Below are 25,067 nucleotides of genomic sequence, written 5' to 3'. Positions count from 1 at the left end.
CCCGATAAGCGCAACGCCATCGGGCAATCCGTTACTCCGTCAGAGGGGTTCCGGCATAAATATCAAACCGATGCCCTTTGGTGACGATGGCGTTGGGCGTCGCGACATCCGCCAGCGGCGGCGCATAATCGGGACGTTTGACCACCACGCGTTTGGTCGCCAACTGACGCGCCGGTTCCAGCAGTCCGTCGGCGTCTAAATCCGGCCCCACCAACGACTGAAACACCCGCATCTCTTTCTTCACCAGCGCGCTTTTCTGCCGGTGAGGAAACATCGGATCGAGGTAGACCACCTGCGGGCGCGGCGTGATATCAGTCAACGCCGTCAGGCTGGAAGCATGAATCAACTGCAAACGCTCCTGAAGCCAGCCGCCAATGTCCGCATCGGCGTAGCCGCGCGTCAGACCGTCATCGAGCAACGCGGCGACCACCGGATTACGCTCCAGCATCCGCACGCGGCAACCGACGGATGCCAGCACAAACGCATCGCGCCCCAACCCCGCCGTGGCATCGACCACATCCGGCAGATAATCGCCTTTGATACCGACGGCTTTCGCCACCGCTTCGCCGCGCCCGCCGCCGAACTTACGTCGATGGGCCATCGCGCCGCCGACAAAATCGACGAAAATGCCGCCAAGCTTCGGTTCGTCGCGCTTGCGCAGCTCCAGATGTTGCGGCGTCATCACCAGCGCCATCGGGTTGTCTTCGTCATGCTCCAGCCCCCAGCGGGCAGCCAGAACAGATAAGGCGCCGTCTGTGGCGCCCGTTTCATCCATTAAGCAGATTTGCACGTAAAATCAGCCTTTAATCCCGTAATGCTCCAGCATCGCGTCCAGTTGTGGTTCACGGCCACGGAAGCGTTTAAAGAGTTCCATCGGCTCTTCAGAACCACCGCGAGTCAGGATGTTATCAAGGAACGACTGACCGGTCTCACGGTTGAAAATGCCTTCCTCCTCAAAGCGGGAATACGCGTCCGCCGCCAGTACGTCGGCCCACAGATAGCTGTAGTAGCCTGCCGCATAGCCGCCAGCAAAGATATGGCTGAATGCATGTGGGAAGCGGCCCCATGTCGGTGACGGCACCACGGCGACCTGTTTTTTAATTTCAAAGAGCGTCTCAAGAATTTTCGCTCCTTGCTGCGGGTTAAATTCCGCATGCAGACGGAAATCAAACAGACCGAACTCCAGTTGACGCAGAATAAACAGCGCCGCCTGATAGTTTTTCGCCGCCAGCATTTTATCCAGCAGTTCCTTCGGCAACGGCTCGCCGGTTTCATAGTGGCCGGAGATAAACGCCAGCGCTTCCGGCTCCCAGCACCAGTTTTCCATAAACTGACTTGGCAGTTCGACCGCGTCCCACGGCACGCCGCTGATACCGGAGACCCCGGCGGTCTCAATGCGGGTCAACATATGATGCAAGCCATGACCAAACTCGTGGAACAGGGTGATCACTTCGTCATGGGTAAACAGAGCGGGTTTACCGTTCACCGGACGGTTGAAATTACAGGTCAGATAAGCGACCGGCTTTTGCAATGTGCCGTCCGCCTTACGCATCTGGCCGACACAGTCGTCCATCCACGCCCCGCCGCGTTTGTGTTCGCGTGCGTACAGGTCAAGGTAGAAGCTGCCGCGCAGCTCGTTATTTTCATCATACAGTTCGAAGAAGCGCACTTCCGGGTGCCAGACATCAACGTCAGTACGCTCTTTGGCGGTGATGCCGTAAATACGTTTCACCACTTCAAACAGGCCATTCACGGCTTTGTTTTCCGGGAAGTACGGACGTAGCTGCTCATCGCTGATGCTGTACAGGTGCTGTTTTTGCTTTTCACTGTAGTACGCGATATCCCACGGTTGCAGCTCCTCAACGCCAAATTCGGCTTTGGCGAAGGCGCGCAGCTGGGCCAGCTCTTTTTCCCCCTGCGGACGGGCGCGTTTCGCCAGATCGGTTAAGAAATCGAGCACCTGCTGCGGATTTTCCGCCATCTTGGTGGCCAGCGATTCATGGGCATAATTTTCGAAGCCCAGCAGTTGCGCCAGTTCATGGCGCAGCGCAAGAATTTCTTCCATCACCGGGCTGTTATCCCACTTACCGGCGTTCGGCCCCTGATCGGAGGCGCGAGTGGAATAGGCGCGATACATCTCTTCACGCAACGCCTGGTTGTCGCAGTAGGTCATGACCGGCAGATAGCTCGGGATATCCAGGGTCAGCAGGTAACCTTCCTGCTCTTTGGCTTCCGCCTGGGCTTTAGCGGCGGCGAGCGCGCTTTCCGGCATTCCCGCCAGCTCGGCTTCGTCGGTGATGAGCTTCGTCCAGCCCATGGTGGCATCGAGCACATTATTGCTGTACTGGTTGCCCAGCTCAGACAGGCGAGTGGCGATTTCGCCGTAACGCTGCTGTTTCTCTTTCGGCAGACCGATGCCGGACAGTTCAAAATCACGCAGCGCGTTATCGACCGCTTTCTTCTGCGCGGTATTCAGAGTGGCGTAATGATCGCCGTCGCGCAGGTCGCGGTACGCGTTGTACAGTCCTTCATGTTGCCCAACCCAGGTGCTGTATTCAGACAGCAGCGGCAGCGTCTGTTCGTAGGCTTCACGCAGCTCCGGACTATTTTTCACCGAGTTTAAGTGGCTAATTGGCGAGAAAATACGCCCCAGAACATCGTCGGCTTCCGCCAACGGCTGGCAGAGGTTTTCCCAGCTATACGGCGCGCCATGCGCCACAACGCCTTCTACCGCCGCCCGGCAATCGGCCAACGCTTTGGTGACCGCAGGCACCACATGCTCCGGTTTAATTGCAGAAAAAGGCGGCAGTGAAAAAGACGTTAGTAATGGATTGGTCATATGCGCAGTCCTGGTCTAAAAAAGAAATGAAGCGCTCTATCGCGCTTTCGCTATGGATCTAGAATGGGGGATAGTTGGGGGAATTTCAATGATGGTGGGCGCTCATTTCACCCGTGCAGCAACGCCAGCATCCGAACGTAGGCATTGCTGCTGAATCCAATTTTAACGACTGAAGATCAGTAGCTGTAGCGGCATAGTGACAATATCCAGCGCCAAAGTTACCGGCAGCAACACTCTGCCAAATTTTGCCCCGGACATACTGCGCTGATACTGATAGAACTCAACGGTGAAAGGATGGTAAAACGCTAGCTGCTGAGTAACGCTCTGATCTTTATTTTTCTGATGGATAGTCCCCTTCAGGTCCATGACGGATAGCGTGCAATTTACCGCGCCGTCTGCACAAATAAACCCATAGCCTACCGCCGCCAGTTTATCTTTCTCGTCCACCCAGGCGTAAGTCACATTGACTTCACCCGTAAACTCCTTCTTATCTGTATCAATCAGGAATTTAACACCATCCTTTACTCGCATTTTATCCCGGCGAATAGTCGCATCTTTTAACAGCGCCACCACATTATCGCCGCCCTGGGTCAACAGGTAGTCAAAATGTTCGCCAACAAACACCCAGCCCGTTTTCCCGTTGCTATCTTTACCTAAGGAAAGCGCGGTAACGGTATCCGATTTCCAGGTAGACTGATGACGATTGCCATCTTTATCGGTGGCAAGTATCAGCCCAAATGAAAGACAGCCCGACAGCGAACAGCAAACCAGTAATAAAAACAGCGTGCGAACGACACATTTTCCATAATGGAACATCAATGAATCCTTTCTTTTCTATTATTAGCGCTATCGTTTTAATCAAATAAACAAGGTAAAACCAGCACTATCATCATAATAAAAACGATTTCAGAATAAGACCCGACAGGGGTAAGTCAGTGGACGCGTCGCGGCATGATTAGCGTTAAATTCAGATAGGCTTTTCATGGGTGTTTTTCTGAAAACAGGGCCGTGGCATCAATCGCTGTCATTTTTGCGCAAACTGCCCATGTATAATATTCTCAACTTTTTCGTTTCTGGAATACAAGGATTGTATATGACCACGTTATTACAGGTTATTGTACTGATATTTATTGTTTTCTTTATTTTCCCTGGGCGAAAAATTTTCCGTCGGAGTAAGCATCTGCAAGATGGCCGTAAATTAATTTCATCTTCTTCGCTGATGCTGCGAAAATTTGGCAGTTCTCGCGGCTATAACGCGGATTACTACTTTGACATGCAGTACCTCTATGAAGTCGCGGACGGTATCACCACCGCGATACCACTCACCAGCATTATTGAGGCGAAACCGGGAACAACGAGAGTCAGTGGTCGTTCAGTCTGGTCAGTCGACTGGATAACAGCGGAAGGGCAAAGAAAACAGACGCGCTTCCTTCATAACTACACCCTATTCAATCAAAGTTTTGCCACCTTCCTTAAGACCGTGAAACAGGCCAATCCAGACGCCTGCATCACTTCGTTGACGTTATTTACGCTCTGACGCCACAGCCTACTTGTTTTTCCTCCTGGCCAACGGCGATAAAAGCGCAAGAGCGGTAATCTCTACGGATCTGCGGTAAACTATCGGCTAACTTGTTTACTTCCCGGAATATCTGCATCCATGCTCAGTTATCGTCACAGCTTTCACGCTGGCAACCACGCCGACGTCCTTAAACATACCGTTCAGAGCCTGATCATCGAGTCGCTAAAAGAGAAAGAAAAACCGTTTCTCTATCTGGACACGCACGCGGGCGCGGGGCGTTATCAGTTGGGCAGCGAACATGCTGAACGTACCGGAGAGTATCTGGAAGGCATCGCCCGTATCTGGCAGCAGGACGATCTGCCCGCCGAACTGGAACCGTATATTAGCGTCGTAAAACATTTCAACCGCAGCGGGCAGTTACGCTACTACCCGGGCTCCCCGTTAATCGCCCGCCAGTTGCTGCGTGAGCAGGACAGTCTGCAACTCACGGAATTGCATCCCAGCGACTTCCCACTGTTGCGCGCGGAGTTTCAAAAAGACAACCGCGCCCGTGTGGAACGCGCTGACGGCTATCAGCAACTGAAAGCCAAATTACCGCCGGTTTCCCGCCGCGGTCTGATCCTCATTGACCCGCCTTATGAAATGAAAACCGACTACCAGGCGGTAGTCAGCGGCATCAGCGAGGGTTATAAACGTTTCGCCACCGGGACATACGCGCTATGGTATCCGGTGGTACTCCGCCAGCAAATTAAGCGCATGATTCATGATCTGGAGGCCACCGGCATCCGTAAAATCCTGCAAATTGAGCTGGCGATCCGCCCGGACAGCGATCAGCGCGGGATGACGGCGTCCGGTATGATCGTGGTTAACCCGCCGTGGAAACTGGAGCAGCAGATGAACAACGTGCTACCGTGGCTGCACAGCAGGTTGGCGCCAAACGGTCACGGACACACTTCGGTAAGCTGGATCGTGCCGGAGTAATCACAGCCATCGGTGGAACCTTTCACCTTCAGGTATACAATCGCGAATATTTTGGCGGGTAGCGCAGAATCTATCCGTCCGACAACGAACATAAAGGAGCGGTCATGACCAAACACTATGATTACATCGCTATCGGCGGCGGCAGCGGCGGTATCGCCTCGATTAACCGCGCCGCTATGTACGGCCAGAAATGCGCGCTCATCGAAGCCAAAGAGCTGGGCGGCACCTGTGTTAACGTGGGCTGCGTGCCGAAGAAAGTGATGTGGCATGCCGCGCAGATTCGTGAAGCGATTCATCTGTATGGCCCGGACTACGGTTTTGACACCACGATTAATCAGTTCGACTGGAGCAAGCTGATTGCCAGCCGTACCGCGTATATTGACCGCATCCATACTTCATACGACAACGTGCTGGGCAAAAATAACGTGGATGTGATTAAAGGCTTTGCCCGCTTTGTCGATGCCAAAACCATTGAAGTGAACGGCGAAACCATCACCGCCGACCATATTTTGATCGCTACCGGCGGCCGTCCGAGCCATCCGAGCATTCCAGGCGTGGAATACGGCATTGATTCCGACGGTTTCTTTGCGCTGTCTGCCTTGCCGGAGCGCGTCGCAGTGGTAGGCGCAGGTTATATCGCCGTTGAACTGGCTGGCGTTATCAACGCGCTGGGGGCGAAAACGCATCTGTTTGTCCGTAAACATGCGCCGCTGCGCAGTTTTGACCCGATGATTAGCGAAACGCTGGTTGAGGTGATGAACGCCGAAGGCCCGCAACTGCATACTCACGCCGTGCCGAAAGCGGTGGTGAAAAACGCCGACGGCAGTCTGACTCTGGAACTGGAAGATGGCCGCAGTGAAACCGTTGATTGCCTGATCTGGGCCATTGGTCGCGAACCGTCGACCGACAATATTAATCTGGCGGCAGCGGGCGTGAAAACCAATGAAAAAGGTTACATCATTGTCGATAAATTCCAGAATACCAACATTGAAGGCATTTACGCCGTTGGCGACAATACTGGCGCGGTAGAACTAACGCCAGTCGCCGTCGCCGCCGGTCGCCGTCTCTCCGAACGCCTGTTTAACAACAAGCCGGACGAGCATCTGGACTACAGCAACATCCCGACCGTGGTCTTTAGCCATCCGCCTATCGGCACCGTCGGGTTAAGCGAGCCGCAGGCGCGCGAGCAGTACGGCGACGAGCAGGTGAAAGTCTATAAATCATCGTTTACCGCTATGTATACCGCGGTGACGACGCACCGCCAGCCGTGCCGTATGAAGCTGGTCTGCGTCGGGCCGGAAGAAAAAATTGTGGGTATCCACGGTATCGGCTTCGGCATGGATGAAATGTTGCAGGGCTTCGCAGTGGCGCTGAAGATGGGCGCTACCAAGAAAGACTTCGATAATACCGTCGCCATTCACCCGACCGCATCGGAAGAGTTTGTGACCATGCGTTAATATCTTGCGCGCCCATCTTCGAGGGTGGGCGCACAGGCCTGCATGATTAATACGTACTGAAATAACTCTGGATCAGTTCCGGATTACGCGTCTGAGTTAATGCCGTCATCAGCAAGACTCGCGCCTTCGCCGGGTTGAGCGAGTCAGACACCAGTCCAGGCTGCCCTTGCGCCATCGGCGCTGATTGCCGACGCGGGCCGCATTGCAGCGGTAAACACCACCGGTTTGTCGCTTTTCACGGTCAAATTAAGAGCCTATCCCACCAGGCGTTATTGGCGCAGCCAGTTTGGACACGGACAGCGCGCAAAAACCGGAGCGTACACGTAGTACGTGAGGATTTTGAGCACTGCCCAGGACCAAAATGGCAAGTAAAATAGCCCTAATGGGATAGGCTCTAAGAAAGTAGGCGGTTTCATCGAGCGTGTCAGTGCCATGAGTAATAACCACACCGTCAACATCGTCCCGCGCCAATAACGCATTCACCTTCTGTGAAAGTTTCAGGATAATATCGCTGGTCATATTTTCGCTACCAATATTCGCCACCTGCTCGCCGTCAACGCGAGCGATATTATTCATTTCCGGCACGGCATTTATTAATGTTTGCACGCCAAGTTCACCAGATTTATATCCGGCGGTTTGCGTATGATTGGCTGCCGTCCCGGCGATAGTACCGCCTGTCGCGAGAATAACAATATGCGGTAGTGACGTTGTGCTAAATACACAGTGGCTGATGAGCAGCAACACGGCGGCCATGAAAACTCTGATTTTCATTTTCTTCCTCTGAATTAAAAATAATAAGTGACGTGTGCTATAAAAATATTAATAACAATCAGGCCAGAACCATTTTTCCTATTAACAGCCCGACAATGACCGAGACAATCACGTTAACTAATCCCGGACGCATAAAACTATGGTTAAGCACATATTTGCCGATACGCGTCGTACCGGTATCGTCAAACGCCAGCGCCGCCAGACACTGCCCCGCCACCGGAATAAAGAAATAGCCGTTAACGGCAGGCCAGGAGCCGATTAACGCATAAGCGGGCAACCCTAACGCCAGCCCCAGCGGCAACAGAATTAACGTCGTTGCCGCCTGACTACTGACCATAGCGGACACGAAAAACATCATAATGGCGATAAGCCAGGTATGCTGTTGCAATAGAGTTTGCACTTCTGCCTTAATCAACGCGATATGACCATTCACGAACGTCTCACTCATCCAGGCCAGGCCGAAGGCGCAGACAATCGCCAGCGCGCCCGCCCGAAATACCGTACCGCTGATAATCTGATCGACCTGCGGCCGGCATAACAACACAATCAGGCAGGCAAAAGAGAGCATCGTAATCTGGATAGCGGCGGACATCGAAAGCGGTTGTAGCCCTTTCGCTGTTTCCACCATGGGTCGCAGCGCCGGAATCAGTCCTAACAGAACGATAACGATCGCGCTGGTCAGAAATAACGCCACCGACAATTTGGCGCGCGCAGTGACCACCGTATTTTTACGTTCTTTCTGCGCAGGTTTAATTAACCCTTCAGCAAGCCGACGTTGATATTCCGGATCGTCTTTTAACTCTTTTCCTTTATTAAAGGTCGCTATTGCCCCCATCGCTACACCGATTAACGTGGCGGGCACGCAAATCATCATAATGGTTGAAATAGAGACGCCCAACGGCGCCATTAAACCAATCATCGCCGCCATGGCGGCAGATATAGGACTGGCGGTGATCGCCTGTTGCGATGCAATAACAGAAATAGATAAAGGACGTTCCGGTCGAATACCTGAATCCCGTGCGACTTCAGAAATAACCGGCAGCAAGCTATAAACGACATGCCCCGTTCCTGACATAAACGTGAAGATATAACAGATAAACGGCGCTAATAACGTAATGTAACGAGGGTGGCGACGCAGAATTTTTTCCGCCAGTTTGACCAGTAAATCCAGCCCGCCGGAGGCCTGTAAAGATGCGGCCGCCAGGACAACAGAAAGAATTATCAGAATAACATCAATCGGTGGCGTAGAAGGCGTCAGGCCAAAAATAAAAACCATCACGCCGACGCCTAACCCGCCGACCATCCCTAAAAATACGCCGCCGATCCTGGCTCCTATCATCAGGGCCACAAGGATAAAACATAATTCCGTCCAAAACATACTTCCTCCTGGGTTATCTGGAGTGAGTGTCGCTTTACATTGAGGGACGTAACCTATTGTGCAAACGGTTTACCAAAACCAAATGCGCCGTAATGAGATAACACCTGCGCCGCCGATTTCCCGCCCTGCCGCATGGCGCGTAACACGCTTTCTTTATCGGGTTCCGCCATACCCGATTGCAAAATGGAAAGCAAAAAACCGGTTAAGAAGGCGTCGCCTGCGCCCAGCGTATCGACAGGTTCGATATAAGCAGGTTGCCACTCCAGATAATCCGCGCCGGAAAAATAATAAACTTTTTCATGCCCGCAGGTGGCAATAATATGCCGACAGCCATAACGATAAAGTTTATTGAGTTTTATTTTGATTTCATCTGGCGATAACCCGCTACAGGAGACAAATCCATAATCTACCCACGGGCATACCTTTTCAAAATAGTCGTCTGTACCGCGCCCGGAAAAATCAAAAGAGAGTAAGACGGTTTGTTGTTTAATTTTCTCCAGTTCCGATTCCAGGTGGCCGTTAATACTGGAATGGACTAAGGTAAATTGTGATATATAGCGAAGATCGTCGTCAGACAGACTAAAAGGATGTTCCCGCAATACGCCGTTTTTGTTGCTGGCGACAAATTGTCGATCGCCATGCGAGAGACGGATACAGGCATACCCATTTTCGCCGGTATAATGGCGGCTGTGAGAGATGTCTATCTGTAGCTGGTGTAATACATCCTGTACGTGCTGCGCGGCGTCGTCATTGCCAAACGCCCCCATAAACGCGCTGGGGATGTCTGCTAATTTCGCATAGACAGCAAAATTTAATGCATTACCGCCGGGGTACATGATGCCGGAATGCAGGTATTTATCGACAACGTTGTCGCCAATACCCAATACGCTGATGCTCATCATTATTCCTTGTTTGTCTTTACAATAAAAAGCGTCCCTGCTTTTTTATCCATCCTGATGTAATTAATATTCCACTTTCCACATATAGCGGCGCGTCGTTAACGGATGCTGACGCGCCTCAGCTAACGCCCGATTGTAAACGGGATAAACATTATTAAAGAGAGAGTGGTTAAAGTAATCAATAACCGTGGTTTTAATGGTCGATAGCCCCAGCTCTTTCGCATCGACAACTTCAATCCGGCGGCCATATTTTTTCAGGAAGTTTAACGCGCGTTCATCCACCGCCCGCGTATTGCCCTCGGAAAACTGGAAGAAGAAAGGCGTATTCGCATCGGTAATTTCAAACGGCCCGTGGAAAAACTCACCGCTATGAATACAGGCGGAATGTATCCATTGCATTTCCATAAAGATACAGATGCTCTGTAGGTAGGCAGCGCCATAGCCCGCGCCGCTGGCGACGGTATAAATGACTTTATCGTCTTTATATTCCTGCGCGAACGCCTGCGCACGCTCCGCAACCTGCTCGCAAGCGCGCCAGACGATACGGTTGATTTTGCTGACGCCATCCTGAAAATCGTCATAGTGCGCATACCCTTCCGTCTGCTGGAGCAGTTCGACCGCACTCAGCAGGCCTTTCATCGTTTTCTCTCCGGCAATATCTTTACCGTCGCCAAACGTGTACGTTTCCACATAGTCGCAATGCGCCACCAACGGTGAATCCATTATCCAGGTTAAACCAATAACCGGCGCGCCGTGCTGACGGGCGATTTCAGCCGCTTTAATTGTCTCTGGCGTATTACCTTTGTGGGAGGCGACAACCACAACGGCATTTTCTCCCAGCGCTACCGGCGGGTTGTTAATAAATTCTCCGCTGTTATACAGACCGACAGTCAACGCTTTCGCTTCTTTTTCTAAAAATGCTTTCGCCGGATAGAACGCCGCATAAGAACCGCCGCACGCCACGTAATAGACGTGTTTAACGCCTCCTTTCTCTGCCTGGCTGGTCACAATATTGCTAACTGTCTCTTTCATACCCATCATGCTTTCCTCTGGTTCCATCAATGATACAGGCGAGGATTCGCCATAAATGACTCATAATGTATTATTATTTTTATATGACATTTAAAGACATTTGATCAAGATGAAAACCAAAAAAAAATCGGGATCCGCGATCTGGATCCCGATTCAGCCTGCTCTTCGTTAGCGTAATGCTGACATCATACGGTAAACCGTATTTTATCGCCGACAATCAACTGTTGCGAAACGCAGGAGAGTTCTCCTTTGTTATCAATCATTTCACTTTTTATCAGGATCAGCGGATAACCCTCGTTGACGCTAAGATAATGGGCGACTTCAAAGCTGGCATAAACCAGTTCGATCATCTTACGGGAGTGGGTAAACCATAAGTGGTGTTTCTCGCGTAAGCATTCATACAAAGAGTGATTATTAAGATCTTCGTCCAGCAAAAACGCAAAACGTGGGGGAAGATGTACGGTTTCCAGCGATACCGCCACATCGTCGGCATAGCGGATACGTTCAATGACGACCGCTTTTTCGCCATCGTTCATATTCAGTAACGCTTTTGTCTCATCGTCTACCGATTCAAAAACGGATTTGATGGTGCGTGACCCCGGGCGACGTCCCTGGGACTGGCATAACTCGCTGAAACTCATGATGCCGGTCATGCTGCGCTGAAATTTCTCACCAGAGACAAAGGTGCCTTTGCCGGAGACACGGGTCAGCAAATTTTCACGCGTCAGCGCATCCAACGCCTTACGGACCGTGACCCTGCTCACCTGCCAGCGCGCGCTCAGTTCATTTTCCGTCGGGATCTGCTGGCCTGGTTTATACTCTCCACGCGCAATGGCCTCTTTTAAGGCGGCTTCAAGCTGCTTATAAAGCGGTTTGGCGCTTTTACTGTCGGGTTGCTCGATCATTTGTATCCATTTGTATTATCATGGTGCCATAGCTTGTATTATAACTATTTACGTTACCTTTGCTTGTGAATCCACGCCATGCGGCGACGTAGTGATACCGCTATGAAACGAATGTTCTGATTTTAGGTCTGGGGCGGGCGTCATGAAAATAGGATTTTCGCAATACTATTCAGTAAGTTATGAAGTTTTTTTCTTGAGAGATAAATTGCAAAATGTGATCTATCGCACACTTTGCCACTCAGGTATCGAAGCGAATGTCTACGCTTAATAGACAGCCGGGCAACACCCGTATCTTTTACGACGCAAGCCGGAGGTCCTTGTCATTATGCTCAACCAGAAATTAAACCCCACGCCTTCTGAAGATCTGACTATTGATGTCGATCTGCTTTATGAAACAGACCCGTGCGAGTTAAAGCTGGATGAAATGATCGAGGCGGAACCGGAGCCGGAGATGATCGAGGGGCTTCCCGCCTCTGACGCCCTGACCCCTGCCGATCGGTATCTCGAACTGTTCGAGCATGTACAGTCAACAAAACTGTTTCCAGACAGTAAAACGTTCCCGGACTGCGCGCCGAAGATGGACCCGCTTGATATCCTGATCCGCTACCGTAAGGTCAGACGCCACCGTGATTTTGACTTACGCCGCTTCGTCGAGAACCATTTCTGGCTACCGGAAACCTTATCCAGCGAGTATGTCTCTAACCCCGAAAACTCGCTCAAAGAACATATTGACCAGCTTTGGCCGATACTGACGCGCGAACCGCAGGATCATATTCCGTGGTCTTCGCTGCTGGCGCTGCCGCAATCCTATATCGTGCCGGGAGGCCGCTTTAGCGAAACCTATTATTGGGACTCTTATTTTACCATGCTGGGTCTGGCGGAAAGCGGGCGCGAAGATTTACTTAAATGTATGGCGGATAATTTCGCCTGGATGATTGAAAACTATGGCCATATTCCCAACGGCAACCGGACCTATTATCTGAGCCGCTCGCAGCCGCCGGTTTTCGCCCTGATGGTTGAACTGTTCGAAGAAGATGGCGTACGCGGCGCGCGGCGTTATCTCGACCATCTCAAAATGGAATACGCCTTCTGGATGGATGGCGCCGAATCGCTGGCGCTCAACCAGGCTTATCGCCACGTTGTGCGGATGCCGGACGGTTCCCTGCTGAACCGCTACTGGGACGATCGCGACACGCCGCGCGACGAGTCCTGGCTGGAAGATGTCGAAACTGCAAAACACTCCGGTCGTCCGCCCAATGAAGTCTACCGGGATTTGCGCGCCGGGGCGGCGTCCGGTTGGGACTATTCTTCACGCTGGCTACGCGATGCGGGCCGGCTTGCCAGCATACGTACGACCCAGTTTATCCCTATCGATTTGAACGCTTTTCTGTATAAACTGGAGAGCGCTATCGCCAATATTTCAGCACTGAAAGGCGAACGTGACACCGAGGCGCTATTTCGCCAGAAAGCCAGCGATCGACGCGCCGCCGTAAACCATTATCTGTGGGATGATGAAAACGGCTGTTATCGGGACTATGACTGGCGACGCGAAGAAATGGCGCTCTTTTCCGCCGCCAGTATCGTGCCGCTGTATGTCGGTATGGCGAACCACGAGCAGGCCGACCGTCTGGCAAATGTGGTACGCAGCCGTCTGTTAACGCCCGGCGGGATTATGGCGACCGAATACGAAACCGGCGAACAGTGGGATAAACCGAACGGCTGGGCACCGCTGCAATGGATGGCGATTCAGGGCTTCAAACGGTATGGCGACGATATGCTGGGCGATGAAATCGCCCATAACTGGTTAAAAACGGTGAACCATTTTTATCAGGAGCACCATAAACTGATCGAGAAATACCATATTTCCGGCGGTACGCCCCGCGAAGGCGGCGGGGGCGAGTATCCGCTACAGGATGGGTTCGGCTGGACCAATGGCGTGGTGCGCCGCCTGATTGGCCTTTACGGAGAGCCTTAACCTGCTCCGGCCTCAGTGAATCGCATCATAAATGGCTGACTGAATTTTCAGCCATTTTTTATTGTCTGCGCTGGGCCGGGCCTGAGCGCGCAATCGGGCCTGCTCCGTATCGTGCTGCTGGCGCGTCACAACAGCCGGAACGGTGCAAAACGTTTGCAAATAGGTTTTATGCATCGCGGTCAGCGGCGCGCCGCTCGACATGTCATGACTTAACGTTGTGATAAATCGTCGGCAGGGTTTGACCTCATCCATCAGCGCGGGATAACGCAACAACAGTTGCAGCACCTCGGTATGTCCTGCCGCAAACGCCTGCTCCGTCCACGCGAGCTGCCAGTTCATTCCGCCCTGGAGGAACAGCGCCGTCACCCGCGTATCATTGCGCTCTATCGCCGCCCGCATGGTAAACGCATCCCAGGTAATCCCCATATGATTGAGCGTTTCCCGCGCGGAAGGCGCCTCGCGCGGCGGTTCATCCTGCGCCATTGCGGGAGCTTGCCCGTTATCGGAGCCTGGCGACGACGAACTAAATAGCCAGAACGCGCCCGCCAGTATCGCCAGCGTCATGACGCCAACCCCGCCCCACAAAGCGCCGGAAATAAGTTGCTCACGCTCTTCAGGCGTACGCGGAGGCCGCTTACGCGGTGGTTCTATGCTCTCGCTAATCTCATGCTTATCTCCCCCGGCCTGCCGATCTTTAAGCCGCGCGGTTTCCCAGAACTGGCGCAATTCACGTTCATCCGCCAGCAGAAACGAAGCGGGATTCACGCGAGTACGTTTTTCGGCATAGGCGCGCTGGATGGGCCGAACGATTTGCTGATACTGAACGTTTAGCAGCATAAGCTGCGCTGAGGTGAGCGGCTGCCTGGCGATAACCTCGTTTCGCGAGAGGCGGCAATCATCCAGAAACATACGCAGGGTGGTGCGCGACTCGGCGAACAGCGTTAACGCTGAGGCGTCATTAAAAATTCTGACGTAATGACGGGCAAATAATTTTTTATCGACCACCATAAGCGCCAGTTCGCTGAACAACATGCCTTCCAGCGCATGTTGATCTTCTCCCTGTTTTAACCACTGGCGCAAACGGTCCGGGCCAAAATGTTGCTTGAGGTAGTGATTCAGCGACGCCCGATCCGGCCATGCGCGCGCAATAAGCGCTTTTAACGTCAGTTCTATCGCCCGAAGCTGACGCTGCGCCTCAAGATGCGCCTCCTGGTCGGGGTCTTCCAGCTCAGTTTGATACGTCAGTAGCGGCTGCTGCTGACGTAGATGTTCCAGCGAGGTGACAAAACGCAACGCGGCAAGGAGTTGATTTTCGCTCACCTCTTGCCCGCTGTCATACTGGGGAACATGCTGCTGAAGGTGACGCAGTTGCAGCATAAACTGGCTCAACTGCGCGTCATTTATCCGCAATTTTTTCGCCACCGCGCCCCAACCGCCCAGGTTAAGACGCGCCTGCTCAAGTTGTTCCATGAACCACCGGGGCTCTTTTCCCTCGGTGGTATGAATACCCAGCAGCAGCAGGATTTCTATTGATGCCTGGCGGATAATCCCCAGGCTATGTTCAAAAGGCGCGCGTGTCGCCTGCGAAGCGCTATTCGTCATTATCTTCCCTAAAAAGACGATCCCGCGACGAGATCTTCGTTTTCTTTTAATTATGTTTTTTCATAGATATAACAGATTTAGCCACATTTCAGTGACTTAATCTTAATGATTGCAAATTTATAAGAAGATCGGTTACTAACCAAAAACATCAGTTTTTCATTCTGTCAACGCGGCGTGACGCTGAACGGCATAGACCTTTTCCCTGCCTGCGTTTGGCCGTCTGACCGCTAGCCACGCGTGCAGCACACTTTATAATCGCGCTTTTTATGAGAAAGATGCCATGCCGCACATTTCATCTCGCTTTAGCTCCGCCTGCATCGCGTTTATTAAACAGTGGCAGGGTCTGTCGCTGGAAAAGTATCGCGATCGGCAGGGTAACTGGGTGATTGGTTACGGGCATATGTTGACGCCGGATGAGACGCTGACGTTCATTACGCCCGACCAGGCGGAGGCATTCTTGCTGGATGACCTCAATAGCTGCGATATGCTGCTACAGAATTGTTTGCCGGAACTTAATGATCGGTTTCAACGCGAAACGCTTATTGCGCTGATGTTCAGCATCGGACATCAGCGTTTTTTATCATTAATCAATACGGGTGATATTTCACAGCCAGAAATAAGCGGACTGCGAATTTAACGTCGTTAATTCGATTCATTTAACATCATGGCGGCCTGGGTACGATTTTTTACATCCAGCCGCCGGTAAAGCGACTCCAGATGCGCTTTAACCGTCCCGGTACTAATATTTAACGCCCGCCCAATTTGTTTATTTGATTCTCCTGCGGCAAGCATCTGTAAAATTTCCCGCTGGCGGGCGCTTAACGCTTTTATATCACGGGACTCCAGCTCCGTTGAATTTAACCAATCCCCCGGTAAAAACATCATCCCGCGAGCGACAGCATTGAGCGCAAGGACAAAGGTTTCGGCATCAGAATCGCGTGGCACCACGGCCTGAACGTTAAATTGCATGACTTCATGCAGCCACTTTTGACTGCCATCCATCGCCGTGATAATAATCTTCACCTCCGGAAATTGCTGCGCGATTCTTTGTAACACCTCGCGGCAAAATTCAGCATCGAGGCCGCTATCCAGCATGACCAGCGCATCCGGCGCGCTTTCTATTTTTTGCCAGAGTTCTTCTGCCTGACCGACACTCTGGATACTTATTCCTGGAATGTGCTGCTGCAAACTGATTTTCATTCCATGAATAAATATTGACTGCCTGTCAAACATGATTACCTGCATTACTTTTCTCCACTTGGGTAAGATAATAGTCTCAAGATGAGGAAGGGTATTACCCGTAGGGTAAAATAAGAAGTCGCCATTTGGTATAGGCCATTTTACCGATAGTCATTGGTTGAGGAAGGGAAAGGTTATGAATATTTACAGCTTCAACATCGGGATTACAGAATTCGCTAAAATTAGCCTTTTAAAGTAAGGAATATCTTATTAGCGCGAACAGCCAAGGCTAATTTGAATATTAATTCAATGAAGAGTACGCCTGGCGCGTCACAAAGGAAATATCTGCTTTTCACCTGATGTGTTACAAAAAATAAAGTAGCACATTTTGTTAAAAAATAGCCAATCCGCCTGAAAACCGCGACGATGGGTCAATGACAATACCGTATATGTACATGCATTTCTCTCTCCCACTACACCCGCGGCTATCAGCGTGTTTTACCGCTCTCGTCCCGTTTATCGGCTTTTTGGCGCTAAAAAGCCTGGCCGGAAAACGATAAATCCGCCGCGCAACGCGATCAGACGTATTCGTCACGCGAGCAATGATTGCGAAAGGGCTTATTAGATGATAGAAAATCAATAAAACCAGCCGCCTCAGCGTCACTGTTTCAATAAAAACAATAATAGAGCCTGATGATGGATAAAATATATGCAATGAAATTGTTTGTACGCGTGGCGGAACGGGAAAGTTTTTCCCGTGCAGCAGAGGATATCGGCCTTCCCAAAGGCAGCGTCTCACGGCAAATACAAGCGTTAGAACATCAACTGGGCATCCGCCTGCTCCACCGCACCACCCGGCGGGTACAGCTTACTCAGGACGGAATGGTTTACTACGAACGGGCAAAAGATCTGTTGAGTAACCTGGATGAACTGGAGGGTCTTTTCCAACCTGATCCCGCCAGTATCAGCGGCAAAATACGGGTAGATATACCGCCATGTCTCGCAAACAGCCTTATCATGCCGCGCCTGCCCACTTTTTTGCATCAGTATCCCGGCATTGCGCTGGAACTTTGTAGTAGCGATCGACAGATCGATTTACTACGGGAAGATTTCGACTGCGTGGTGCGCACAGAGCCGCTACATGCGCCAGGGATACTGACGCGCCCGCTTGGCAAACTGAGGATGGTGAACTGCGCCAGCCCACAATACCTGGCGCGCTTTGGGTATCCGGAAAACCTTGACGACCTCGCCTCACATGCGGTGGTGCATTATTCATTGACGCCGGGAGTCTCTTCACCGGGTTTTGCCTTTGAAACTCCCCACGGTATGCAGTGGGTAAAAACCGGCGGAATGCTAACGGTAAACAGTACGGAGACCTGGCATACGGCCTGTCTGGCAGGATTAGGGATCATTCAGACGCCGCGCATTGCTGTACGGGAGGCGTTACGCGCCGGAACGCTCATTGAAATTTTACCGCAATATCGCGCCGCTCCACTGCCGGTGACGCTGCATTATCCCCATCGCCGTAATCTTTCCCGCCGGGTACACCTGTTTATGGTATGGCTGACGGAAACCATTAAAGAGGCCGCAGAGTAGCCGCATTTTCAGCATCCACCGGGGAGAAGCTATACTGACATATTCTATTAATGATGAAGGACTACCGACCTGATGACGCAGGAAAATGACGTAAAACGCCCTATTCAGGAACTGGAGCACGACCCGATACAAAAAATAGAAACGCAGCCGCATGACGCCCCGGAAAAAAACGAAAAGGCAAATCAGGCGTTGCATTCCGTCACCTCCCTGATGCAAAAAATTCAGCGTCAACCAATGGTGGCCCACCTCATTCGCGCGACCGAACGTTTTAACGATCGACTGGGTAATCAGTTTGGCGCGGCTATCACCTACTTTTCGTTTCTGTCGATGATCCCGATAATGATGGTGTCCTTTGCCGCGGCAGGTTTTATCCTCGCCTCGCACCCTAATCTACTGGAAGATATTTTCAGCAAGATATTGATGAATGTGAGCGATCCTACGCTGGCGTCCACGCTTAAAAATACGATTAATACGGCGGTTCAACAGCGTACCACGGTAGGGCTGGTCGGACTGGGTATCGCGCTCTATTCCGGCGTTAACTGGATGGGCAACCTGCGGGAAGCGATTCGCGCCCAGTCACGGGACGTCTGGGAGCGCAAGCCGCAGGATCAGGAGAAAATCTGGCTCAAATATCTGCGCGATTTTATCTCGCTGATTGGATTATTAATCGCTTTAATCATTACGCTGTCCATTACTTCCATTGCCGGTTCCGCCCAGCAGATGATCATCTCCGCCTTGTACCTCGACAGCATCGAATGGTTAAAACCGGCCTGGCATTTGATCGGTCTGGCCATCTCTATTTTTGCCAACTATCTGCTTTTCTTCTGGATTTTCTGGCGACTGCCTCGCCATCGTCCCCGTAAAAAAGCGTTGATTCGCGGGACATTTATCGCCGCTATCGGTTTTGAGGTGATTAAAATCATTATGACCTATACGCTGCCGTCACTGGTGAAATCGCCTTCCGGCGCGGCGTTTGGCTCCGTACTCGGTCTGATGGCCTTCTTCTACTTTTTTGCCCGCCTGACGTTATTCTGCGCGGCCTGGATAGCCACCGCCGAATACAAGGACGACCCGCGAATGCCGGGTAAAACGCAACGCTAGTCTGCGGCTTGCTGCCGAATGGCACGCACGGCGTCGTCATTCGGCCTACTGATGTGTAGATCCAGGCCGGGCAAGCAAAGCGTACCCGGCGGTACAATCAGGTACGTCCTTCCGCCTCATCTCATTGTTTCAGCATATAAATCCAGTAATTAACTTTTATTTAACCCGAAACCAGTTTTATCCACCAATTCTAAAATTATGTGAAGCATTTCATAGACGCAAAATGGCAGGCTTAAACATTATCCCCTTTTTGCGTTTTTTTTGACCATTTTTGGCTTTTGTTACACATTGAAATATAACTTTTGCTGTGCGTAATATGGCTATTCGTTCGCTAAAAATAAGAAAATAGTATGCAAGCAACCGCCACAACACTCGACCATGAGCAGGAACATGTTCCGGTAAACTCACGCAATAAAGTCGTTATTGCCTCGCTTATCGGCACCGCAATTGAGTTCTTCGACTTCTATATTTACGCCACCGCTGCGGTGATCGTGTTCCCCCTTATCTTCTTCCCCCAGGGCGATCCCACTGCGGCAACGCTACAATCGCTCGCCACCTTCGCTATCGCGTTTGTGGCGCGTCCGATTGGCTCTGCGCTATTCGGCCACTTCGGCGACCGGGTAGGCCGCAAAGTCACGCTGGTGGCTTCGCTGCTGACGATGGGGATCTCCACGGTCATTATCGGTCTGTTACCGGGCTACGCGACGATAGGTATTTTCGCGCCGCTGCTGCTGGCGCTGGCGCGTTTCGGTCAGGGACTGGGGCTGGGCGGCGAATGGGGCGGCGCAGCGTTATTAGCGACGGAGAATGCGCCGCCGCGCAAACGCGCGCTGTATGGCTCCTTCCCGCAGTTGGGCGCGCCGATCGGCTTCTTTTTTGCCAATGGCACCTTCCTGTTGCTCTCCTGGCTGCTGACCGACGAGCAGTTTATGAGCTGGGGCTGGCGCGTGCCGTTTATCTTCTCGGCGGTGCTGGTGATTATCGGCCTGTATGTGCGCGTGTCGCTGCATGAAACGCCGGTGTTTGCGAAAGTTGCCGCAGCGAAAAAACAGGTAAAAATACCGCTGGGCACGTTGCTGACGAAGCATGTCCGCGTAACCATTCTCGGCACGTTTATCATGCTGGCGACCTACACGCTGTTCTATATCATGACCGTCTATTCCATGACTTACAGCACTGCCGCCGCGCCGGTGGGGCTTGGCTTGCCGCGCAATGAAATACTGTGGATGCTGATGATGGCGGTGATTGGTTTCGGCGTGATGGTGCCCGTCGCCGGCCTGCTGGCGGACGCATTTGGTCGTCGGAAAAGCATGGTCATCATTACCACGCTCATCATTCTCTTCGCGTTGTTCGCCTTTACCCCGCTGCTGGGTTCAGGCAATCCAGCGCTGGTATTCGTGTTCCTGTTGTTAGGCCTGAGCCTGATGGGGCTGACCTTCGGCCCAATGGGAGCGCTGCTGCCGGAGCTATTTCCGACGGAAGTGCGCTATACCGGCGCATCGTTTTCCTACAATGTGTCATCGATTCTGGGCGCTTCCGTCGCGCCGTATATTGCCGCATGGCTGCAAAGCCACTACGGGCTGGCGGCGGTAGGGGTTTACCTGGCGTCAATGGCGGCGCTGACGCTGATTGCACTGCTATTAACCCATGAGACGCGTCATCAGGCGTTGTAATAGGGCGCCGGATGGCATCATCCGGCGCTACGTTTCACGTTACTGCTTCATCTGCGTTAAAATCGTCCGGCACTGATTGGCTTCGCCTTCAGAGGGCGAAATGAGCGCCAATAGCGCGGCGGCGGGCGTTACCAACGTCGCCAGCGCTGCCGCAACCGCGCCGCGCGCAATCAGCGGGCCGGGCTTGACGCCCGCCTGCGGATTTTTAAATGTCCCGCGCACGTACAGCGGCGATCGCAGCGTAATAATACGAATCCCCTTACTTTCCGGATCAATGGTTAAATCGAGCTGTTCAGAGGCGAAGCTCGCCGTACCGGTCACGTTAATTAACGCATTTTCTGTATCAAAAGCAAAAATTTGCGGTCGCGCCACGCCGTTCGCAATATTGAGATTCGCCGCCGCGCAGTTAACCCGCACTTCGTCATCGCCAAAAATCTGCCCGACAATATAGTTGCCGACGTTCAGCCCCACGATTTCCATCAGGTTGCGGCTAATCAATCCATCATTCATCAATAATTTCAGATTGCCGTTACTGTTGCCAAGCAGCGCGGCGACCGAGTTGCCCGTCCCGCGAATATCCGCATCGCCGTTCAGCTCGCCCAGCGTTTTCTGCATCAGCTCCACATCCGGCATCAGTTCTTTAAGCTTCAGCCGACGCGCCTGTATATCCGCCCGCCCCTGCATTGGCTTTTTATCCCCTTCCAGATGGATGTTGGAGACAATACTGCCGCCTGCCAGACCAAACTTCAGCGGCTGTAGACGTAAGTCGGCGTTTTTCAGGATGATATGGGTCGAAAGATCGCTAATCGGTAGACTGCCGCCATGCTCAATACGTCGGCCTTTAAACCGGACATCGGCGTCCATAACGTCCCATTTGTCGGTTTCAAAGCGATCGTAAGGCAACACTTTATCCGCCGGCTGAACATTCTTCTCGCCTTTGCGCTGTTCAGACCGTTTCGACTGCTCAGCGTCTTTCCCGGAATCCACGCCAATCAGCGGCCCAAGATCGGCCAGTCGTAACTGGCGCGATTCGACATCGCCTTCCAGTTTAGGGCGCGGTTTACCGGTGGTATAAGTGAGGGAGCCGTGGATATCACTGTCGCCAATGCGCCCGTTAAAACCACGATAATCAAATACCGATGACTTTTCGGCGTCAATTTTCGCCACCAGTCGCCCATCGGTCTCAAACGGCGGCGTATCCGGCAGCAGCACGCCGGTTAAATCATATAAATCGCCCAGTGAATCGCCAGAGAATTTAAGCCGCAGATCGACGCCGCCCATTTTCATCGGCTCGTTCACCACGCCGCTAAAAGCCACCCGCGTATTGCCAGAGCGGAAATCGGCTTGCACAGGAAAAGGCGTACTTTCGCTGCGTAGCGCCAGCATACCGCCTATTTTGCCCGTACCGGTCAACGGTTCCCCGTTATAACGCCCCTGCGCCTTCAGGCCGAAGACATAGTCGCCCACGGTGGATTTGTCTGCTTTGCCTTTCGTTCCCGTCACTTCGCTGAACGGCAACGGTTTGCCTAACGGATCGACCAGAATAGTGATATCCGCTTTACTGACCTTATCATCGATCGCGATTCGCCCCTGGTCGAAGAGAATATTATCCAGCCGGAAGGACCAGGCGGAAGGTTTAGCATTGGGGTCCGTATTCTTGTCTTGCGCGAGGTTAAAGGTCCAGTTATTGGTTTTCTCAGACAGGCGAATAAGACGCGCGTCGGGTTTCACCAGTTTGATCCACGGCAGCCAGACGGTTTTGGTCAGGAGCGCCAGCGGAGCAAGCGTCGCCTCAACGCGTGGCAGATGCACCATCGTGACTTCCGGAATATCCGGCGGATTGCCGAGAATGACGTCTTCCGCGTGAACATGCGGCCACGGTACCCAGCTTCGCCAGCCGGTCTCCTGTTTTTGGCGTTCCCACACCACGCCTAAATCGCCGCGAATAGCGAAAGGCCGGTTCAATTCGGTAGAGACTTTCTGGTTGATGGTCGGTTTGAGGCGGTTCCAGTCAAATGTTGCGATCAACAAAATCACTATGACGATCAACAACAAGAAAGTCCCTGTGATGGCGGCGGTTATTTTGCCTGCTTTAGTCATGTGTTATTTCCTCACTTCTTCCCTTGCCTGTCCTAAAGATAGTTCAGCCAGACGAAAAAGGAGGATGACCGCGCCTCGTAATACCACGTATTACGGGAACAGTCTGGCGTTACAGGGTCAGAATCACCTCTTCGAGCGATATCAGCGGCACGGGTCGAGAAAGAAAATAGCCCTGGGCGGCAAAGGCGGGCGAACGCTGCACATCACGCCACTCTTCCAGCGTCTCCACGCCCTCGACAATAACGCCGCGGCAGTAGCGGTTCATCAGTTGCAGCAGCAGAGTGAACAGGTTGCGTCCCTCCGGGGACTGACGCAGCATGACGAACAGCTCGCGCGCCACTTTAATGTAGTCATAACGCACTTCGCTCAGCGCTGAAAAATTGGCCATACCAGTACCAAAATCATCCAGCCACAGCGGGCCGAACTCACACATCGAGGCGAAAGAGGAGTCTTTCGGCAAACGAATATGTTCCACCAGTTCGAAACGCAGCCAGGGTAAGCGCTCCATCGCGGCCAGAATGTCCGGCTGTCGTCGCATGGCAATCAGCGTAGGGCCGTCAACATTGACCGATGCCAATAAGTGATGGCGAGTGAAAAAATCCGCTTTTTGTTCAAGCTGATGAAGTTGTTCTTTCACTACGTCAATGCGGTGTCGAACCGCTAACTCCGCGAAATAACGATCCGGGGCAATACGTCTGGAAGGGTTATCAGGATGGGTGACGACAGTGAGAAGTTCAACCGCCATCAAACGGCCATCCGTCTGGTATATCGGCTGGTAAGTATAGGCACGCTCGCATTGCAGCCAATAGCGCCGTTCCTGCAAATTCTCTATACCTGCATCAGGAACGCGTAGCTGCTGGATAACCTGCTTTATCATCTCAGTTGTCCTGTTAATGGGAGTGTGACTGTCCGGACTCGTCAAAGGTTATCGGCGTTCAGGCAGAGAACTTTACCCTCGGTCCCTGGCAAAATAAAAACAGACCACGAAACTTGTCAAAAATACGCACTTGCTCAAAAAAATAATGGACCGATGTTTTAATATTATTGACCACTAAACATCCACAGCGCACACTAACGCTAATTTTTACAGATCAGGTTCACGACTATGTCTAAAAAGATTGCCGTGATTGGCGAATGCATGATTGAGCTGTCGCAGAAAGGCGCTGATGTTCAGCGCGGCTTCGGCGGCGACACGCTGAATACCTCCGTTTATATTGCCCGTCAGGTCGATTCTGCCGCTCTGGCCGTTCACTATGTGACGGCGCTGGGTACCGACAGTTTCAGCCAACAGATGCTGGAGGCGTGGCAGCATGAAAATGTGGATACCTCGCTAACGCAGCGGATGGAAAATCGCCTGCCAGGCCTCTATTACATCGAAACCGATGACACTGGCGAGCGTACCTTCTACTACTGGCGTAACGAAGCGGCAGCGAAATTCTGGCTGGAGAGCGAACAGTCAGCGGCTATCTGCGAGGCGCTGGCGACCTTCGATTATCTCTACCTGAGCGGCATTAGCCTCGCGATTTTAAGCCCGACCAGCCGTGATAAGCTGCTGTCTTTATTGCGTGAATGCCGGGCCAACGGCGGGAAAGTCATTTTTGATAATAACTATCGCCCGCGTTTATGGACAAGTCGCGAAGAAACGCAGCAGGTCTATCAAAAGATGCTGGAATGTACTGATATCGCCTTCCTGACACTGGACGATGAAGACGCGCTATGGGGTCAGCAACCCGTGGAAGAGGTCATTGCCCGCACCCATGCGGCAGGCGTGCAGGAAGTGGTGGTAAAACGCGGGGCGGATTCTTGCCTGGTCTCGATTCAGGGCGAGGCGCTCATTGACGTTCCGGCAGTCAAACTGCCGAAAGAGAAAGTGATAGACACCACTGCCGCAGGCGACTCCTTCAGCGCCGGTTATCTGGCCGTTCGTTTGACGGGCGGCAGCGCGACGGATGCCGCGAAGCGCGGACACCTGACGGCCAGCACGGTGATTCAGTACCGTGGGGCCATTATTCCGCACGACGCGATGCCGCAGTAAGTCATTCGCTCTTGCCCGGTGGCGC

20 protein-coding genes and 3 pseudogenes are annotated in these 25,067 nt (G+C 52.4%); 9 read left to right on the top strand and 14 right to left on the bottom strand.

Translation table 11 applies throughout. The features are described 5' to 3' along the window. Window positions 1–31: 31 nt before the first annotated feature. The 3 genes from rsmJ to K8W53_RS01240 all read right to left on the bottom strand — a co-directional run bounded on the left by rsmJ (window position 32) and on the right by K8W53_RS01240 (window position 3,655). A complete protein-coding gene (gene rsmJ / locus K8W53_RS01250; RefSeq protein WP_001165134.1) occupies window positions 32–790 on the bottom strand; it encodes a 16S rRNA (guanine(1516)-N(2))-methyltransferase RsmJ in 759 nt (252 codons plus the stop codon). Window positions 791–796: 6 nt separating this feature from the next. Beyond that, window positions 797–2,839, bottom strand: coding sequence for an oligopeptidase A (gene prlC / locus K8W53_RS01245; RefSeq protein WP_000184178.1), 2,043 nt, complete (start codon window positions 2,837–2,839; stop codon window positions 797–799). Window positions 2,840–3,001: 162 nt separating this feature from the next. After that, complete coding sequence (locus tag K8W53_RS01240) at window positions 3,002–3,655, bottom strand: hypothetical protein (RefSeq protein ID WP_000469190.1); 654 nt, start codon at window positions 3,653–3,655, stop codon at window positions 3,002–3,004. A 277-nt stretch (window positions 3,656–3,932) separates the two neighbouring features. On the opposite strand from K8W53_RS01240, the gene K8W53_RS01235 reads away from it, so the two are divergent. The 3 genes from K8W53_RS01235 (at window position 3,933) to gorA (ending at window position 6,796) form a co-directional block, all read left to right on the top strand. Next, the gene (locus K8W53_RS01235) at window positions 3,933–4,376 is read left to right on the top strand and encodes a hypothetical protein (protein WP_000209570.1); all 444 of its coding nucleotides are present in this window, start codon (window positions 3,933–3,935) and stop codon (window positions 4,374–4,376) included. Window positions 4,377–4,496: 120 nt separating this feature from the next. Beyond that, window positions 4,497–5,339, top strand: a complete 843-nt coding sequence (locus K8W53_RS01230; protein ID WP_000954233.1) for a 23S rRNA (adenine(2030)-N(6))-methyltransferase RlmJ — start codon at window positions 4,497–4,499, stop codon at window positions 5,337–5,339. Window positions 5,340–5,443: 104 nt separating this feature from the next. Next, complete coding sequence (gene gorA, locus K8W53_RS01225) at window positions 5,444–6,796, top strand: glutathione-disulfide reductase (RefSeq protein ID WP_000160777.1); 1,353 nt, start codon at window positions 5,444–5,446, stop codon at window positions 6,794–6,796. Window positions 6,797–6,842: 46 nt separating this feature from the next. Here the strand turns inward: gorA and K8W53_RS01220 are convergent. The 7 genes and pseudogenes from K8W53_RS01220 to K8W53_RS01190 form a co-directional block, all read right to left on the bottom strand. Continuing rightward, window positions 6,843–6,968: pseudogene (locus tag K8W53_RS01220) on the bottom strand (asparginase); the annotation flags it as partial. After that, window positions 6,964–7,047: pseudogene (locus K8W53_RS23940) on the bottom strand (asparaginase domain-containing protein); the annotation flags it as partial. The pseudogenes K8W53_RS01220 and K8W53_RS23940, both read right to left, overlap by 5 nt. Window positions 7,048–7,195: 148 nt before the next feature. Further along, window positions 7,196–7,567 (bottom strand): annotated as a pseudogene (gene fraE / locus K8W53_RS01210) (fructose-asparagine asparaginase); the annotation flags it as partial. 58 nt (window positions 7,568–7,625) lie between these two features. Beyond that, on the bottom strand, window positions 7,626–8,945 hold the full coding sequence (locus K8W53_RS01205; protein WP_023224159.1) for an anaerobic C4-dicarboxylate transporter family protein: 1,320 nt from the start codon (window positions 8,943–8,945) through the stop codon (window positions 7,626–7,628). A 53-nt stretch (window positions 8,946–8,998) separates the two neighbouring features. After that, window positions 8,999–9,844 (bottom strand): fructose-aspartate kinase, encoded by an 846-nt coding sequence (fraD, locus tag K8W53_RS01200; protein ID WP_000028430.1) that lies wholly within the window; start codon window positions 9,842–9,844, stop codon window positions 8,999–9,001. A 63-nt stretch (window positions 9,845–9,907) separates the two neighbouring features. Further along, on the bottom strand, window positions 9,908–10,885 hold the full coding sequence (gene fraB, locus K8W53_RS01195; RefSeq protein WP_010989080.1) for a 6-phosphofructose-aspartate deglycase: 978 nt from the start codon (window positions 10,883–10,885) through the stop codon (window positions 9,908–9,910). A 176-nt stretch (window positions 10,886–11,061) separates the two neighbouring features. Further along, window positions 11,062–11,781 carry a GntR family transcriptional regulator gene (locus K8W53_RS01190; RefSeq protein WP_023224158.1) on the bottom strand — a complete coding sequence of 240 codons (720 nt, stop codon included), beginning with the start codon at window positions 11,779–11,781 and terminating at the stop codon, window positions 11,062–11,064. A gap of 325 nt (window positions 11,782–12,106) precedes the next feature. On the opposite strand from K8W53_RS01190, the gene K8W53_RS01185 reads away from it, so the two are divergent. Further along, on the top strand, window positions 12,107–13,756 hold the full coding sequence (locus tag K8W53_RS01185; RefSeq protein WP_000934257.1) for an alpha,alpha-trehalase: 1,650 nt from the start codon (window positions 12,107–12,109) through the stop codon (window positions 13,754–13,756). A gap of 12 nt (window positions 13,757–13,768) precedes the next feature. Here K8W53_RS01185 and K8W53_RS01180 read toward each other — a convergent pair whose 3' ends face one another. Next, window positions 13,769–15,358: an STY4199 family HEPN domain-containing protein gene (locus K8W53_RS01180; protein WP_052939263.1), complete on the bottom strand. Its 1,590-nt coding sequence runs from the start codon at window positions 15,356–15,358 to the stop codon at window positions 13,769–13,771. A gap of 280 nt (window positions 15,359–15,638) precedes the next feature. On the opposite strand from K8W53_RS01180, the gene K8W53_RS01175 reads away from it, so the two are divergent. Beyond that, complete coding sequence (locus tag K8W53_RS01175) at window positions 15,639–15,995, top strand: glycoside hydrolase family protein (protein WP_001120251.1); 357 nt, start codon at window positions 15,639–15,641, stop codon at window positions 15,993–15,995. Window positions 15,996–16,000: 5 nt separating this feature from the next. Here the strand turns inward: K8W53_RS01175 and K8W53_RS01170 are convergent, their stop codons facing one another. Then, on the bottom strand, window positions 16,001–16,603 hold the full coding sequence (locus K8W53_RS01170; RefSeq protein ID WP_001196081.1) for a response regulator transcription factor: 603 nt from the start codon (window positions 16,601–16,603) through the stop codon (window positions 16,001–16,003). A gap of 630 nt (window positions 16,604–17,233) precedes the next feature. On the opposite strand from K8W53_RS01170, the gene K8W53_RS01165 reads away from it, so the two are divergent. From K8W53_RS01165 to K8W53_RS01155, 3 genes are all read left to right on the top strand, one after another. Next, window positions 17,234–18,133, top strand: coding sequence for a LysR family transcriptional regulator (locus K8W53_RS01165; RefSeq protein WP_023225077.1), 900 nt, complete (start codon window positions 17,234–17,236; stop codon window positions 18,131–18,133). A gap of 72 nt (window positions 18,134–18,205) precedes the next feature. Then, window positions 18,206–19,234 (top strand): inner membrane protein YhjD, encoded by a 1,029-nt coding sequence (gene yhjD, locus K8W53_RS01160; RefSeq protein ID WP_000191228.1) that lies wholly within the window; start codon window positions 18,206–18,208, stop codon window positions 19,232–19,234. Between the two features lie 350 nt (window positions 19,235–19,584). Continuing rightward, entirely contained in the window at window positions 19,585–20,907 is a 1,323-nt protein-coding gene (locus K8W53_RS01155) for an MFS transporter (RefSeq protein ID WP_001148981.1), read from the top strand. A gap of 39 nt (window positions 20,908–20,946) precedes the next feature. Here the strand turns inward: K8W53_RS01155 and K8W53_RS01150 are convergent, their stop codons facing one another. Together K8W53_RS01150 and pdeH are read right to left on the bottom strand one after the other, a co-directional pair. Continuing rightward, window positions 20,947–23,007: an AsmA family protein gene (locus tag K8W53_RS01150; RefSeq protein WP_023225078.1), complete on the bottom strand. Its 2,061-nt coding sequence runs from the start codon at window positions 23,005–23,007 to the stop codon at window positions 20,947–20,949. 109 nt (window positions 23,008–23,116) lie between these two features. Continuing rightward, window positions 23,117–23,884 carry a cyclic-guanylate-specific phosphodiesterase gene (pdeH, locus tag K8W53_RS01145; RefSeq protein WP_000595626.1) on the bottom strand — a complete coding sequence of 256 codons (768 nt, stop codon included), beginning with the start codon at window positions 23,882–23,884 and terminating at the stop codon, window positions 23,117–23,119. Window positions 23,885–24,112: 228 nt separating this feature from the next. Here pdeH and K8W53_RS01140 point away from each other — a divergent pair, with 228 nt between their 5' ends. Continuing rightward, a complete protein-coding gene (locus tag K8W53_RS01140; protein WP_000037575.1) occupies window positions 24,113–25,042 on the top strand; it encodes a sugar kinase in 930 nt (309 codons plus the stop codon). The last annotated feature ends 25 nt before the right edge of the window (window positions 25,043–25,067 follow it).

Origin of the sequence: Salmonella sp. A29-2, assembly GCF_020150755.1 — a bacterium.
In the GTDB taxonomy this organism is placed as follows: domain Bacteria; phylum Pseudomonadota; class Gammaproteobacteria; order Enterobacterales; family Enterobacteriaceae; genus Salmonella; species Salmonella enterica.
The sequence above is the reverse complement of the archived record's forward strand: the minus strand, read 5'-3'. Positions and strand labels throughout refer to the sequence as shown.

Coding starts and splice junctions, on each gene's coding strand:
- prlC (WP_000184178.1), bottom strand. CDS start 2,839: ATGACCAATCCATTACTAACGTCTTTTTCACTGCCGCCTTTTTCTGCA.
- K8W53_RS01240 (WP_000469190.1), bottom strand. CDS start 3,655: ATGTTCCATTATGGAAAATGTGTCGTTCGCACGCTGTTTTTATTACTG.
- K8W53_RS01235 (WP_000209570.1), top strand. CDS start 3,933: ATGACCACGTTATTACAGGTTATTGTACTGATATTTATTGTTTTCTTT.
- K8W53_RS01230 (WP_000954233.1), top strand. CDS start 4,497: ATGCTCAGTTATCGTCACAGCTTTCACGCTGGCAACCACGCCGACGTC.
- gorA (WP_000160777.1), top strand. CDS start 5,444: ATGACCAAACACTATGATTACATCGCTATCGGCGGCGGCAGCGGCGGT.
- K8W53_RS01205 (WP_023224159.1), bottom strand. CDS start 8,945: ATGTTTTGGACGGAATTATGTTTTATCCTTGTGGCCCTGATGATAGGA.
- fraD (WP_000028430.1), bottom strand. CDS start 9,844: ATGAGCATCAGCGTATTGGGTATTGGCGACAACGTTGTCGATAAATAC.
- fraB (WP_010989080.1), bottom strand. CDS start 10,885: ATGATGGGTATGAAAGAGACAGTTAGCAATATTGTGACCAGCCAGGCA.
- K8W53_RS01190 (WP_023224158.1), bottom strand. CDS start 11,781: ATGATCGAGCAACCCGACAGTAAAAGCGCCAAACCGCTTTATAAGCAG.
- K8W53_RS01185 (WP_000934257.1), top strand. CDS start 12,107: ATGCTCAACCAGAAATTAAACCCCACGCCTTCTGAAGATCTGACTATT.
- K8W53_RS01180 (WP_052939263.1), bottom strand. CDS start 15,358: ATGACGAATAGCGCTTCGCAGGCGACACGCGCGCCTTTTGAACATAGC.
- K8W53_RS01175 (WP_001120251.1), top strand. CDS start 15,639: ATGCCGCACATTTCATCTCGCTTTAGCTCCGCCTGCATCGCGTTTATT.
- K8W53_RS01170 (WP_001196081.1), bottom strand. CDS start 16,603: ATGCAGGTAATCATGTTTGACAGGCAGTCAATATTTATTCATGGAATG.
- K8W53_RS01165 (WP_023225077.1), top strand. CDS start 17,234: ATGGATAAAATATATGCAATGAAATTGTTTGTACGCGTGGCGGAACGG.
- yhjD (WP_000191228.1), top strand. CDS start 18,206: ATGACGCAGGAAAATGACGTAAAACGCCCTATTCAGGAACTGGAGCAC.
- K8W53_RS01155 (WP_001148981.1), top strand. CDS start 19,585: ATGCAAGCAACCGCCACAACACTCGACCATGAGCAGGAACATGTTCCG.
- K8W53_RS01150 (WP_023225078.1), bottom strand. CDS start 23,007: ATGACTAAAGCAGGCAAAATAACCGCCGCCATCACAGGGACTTTCTTG.
- pdeH (WP_000595626.1), bottom strand. CDS start 23,884: ATGATAAAGCAGGTTATCCAGCAGCTACGCGTTCCTGATGCAGGTATA.
- K8W53_RS01140 (WP_000037575.1), top strand. CDS start 24,113: ATGTCTAAAAAGATTGCCGTGATTGGCGAATGCATGATTGAGCTGTCG.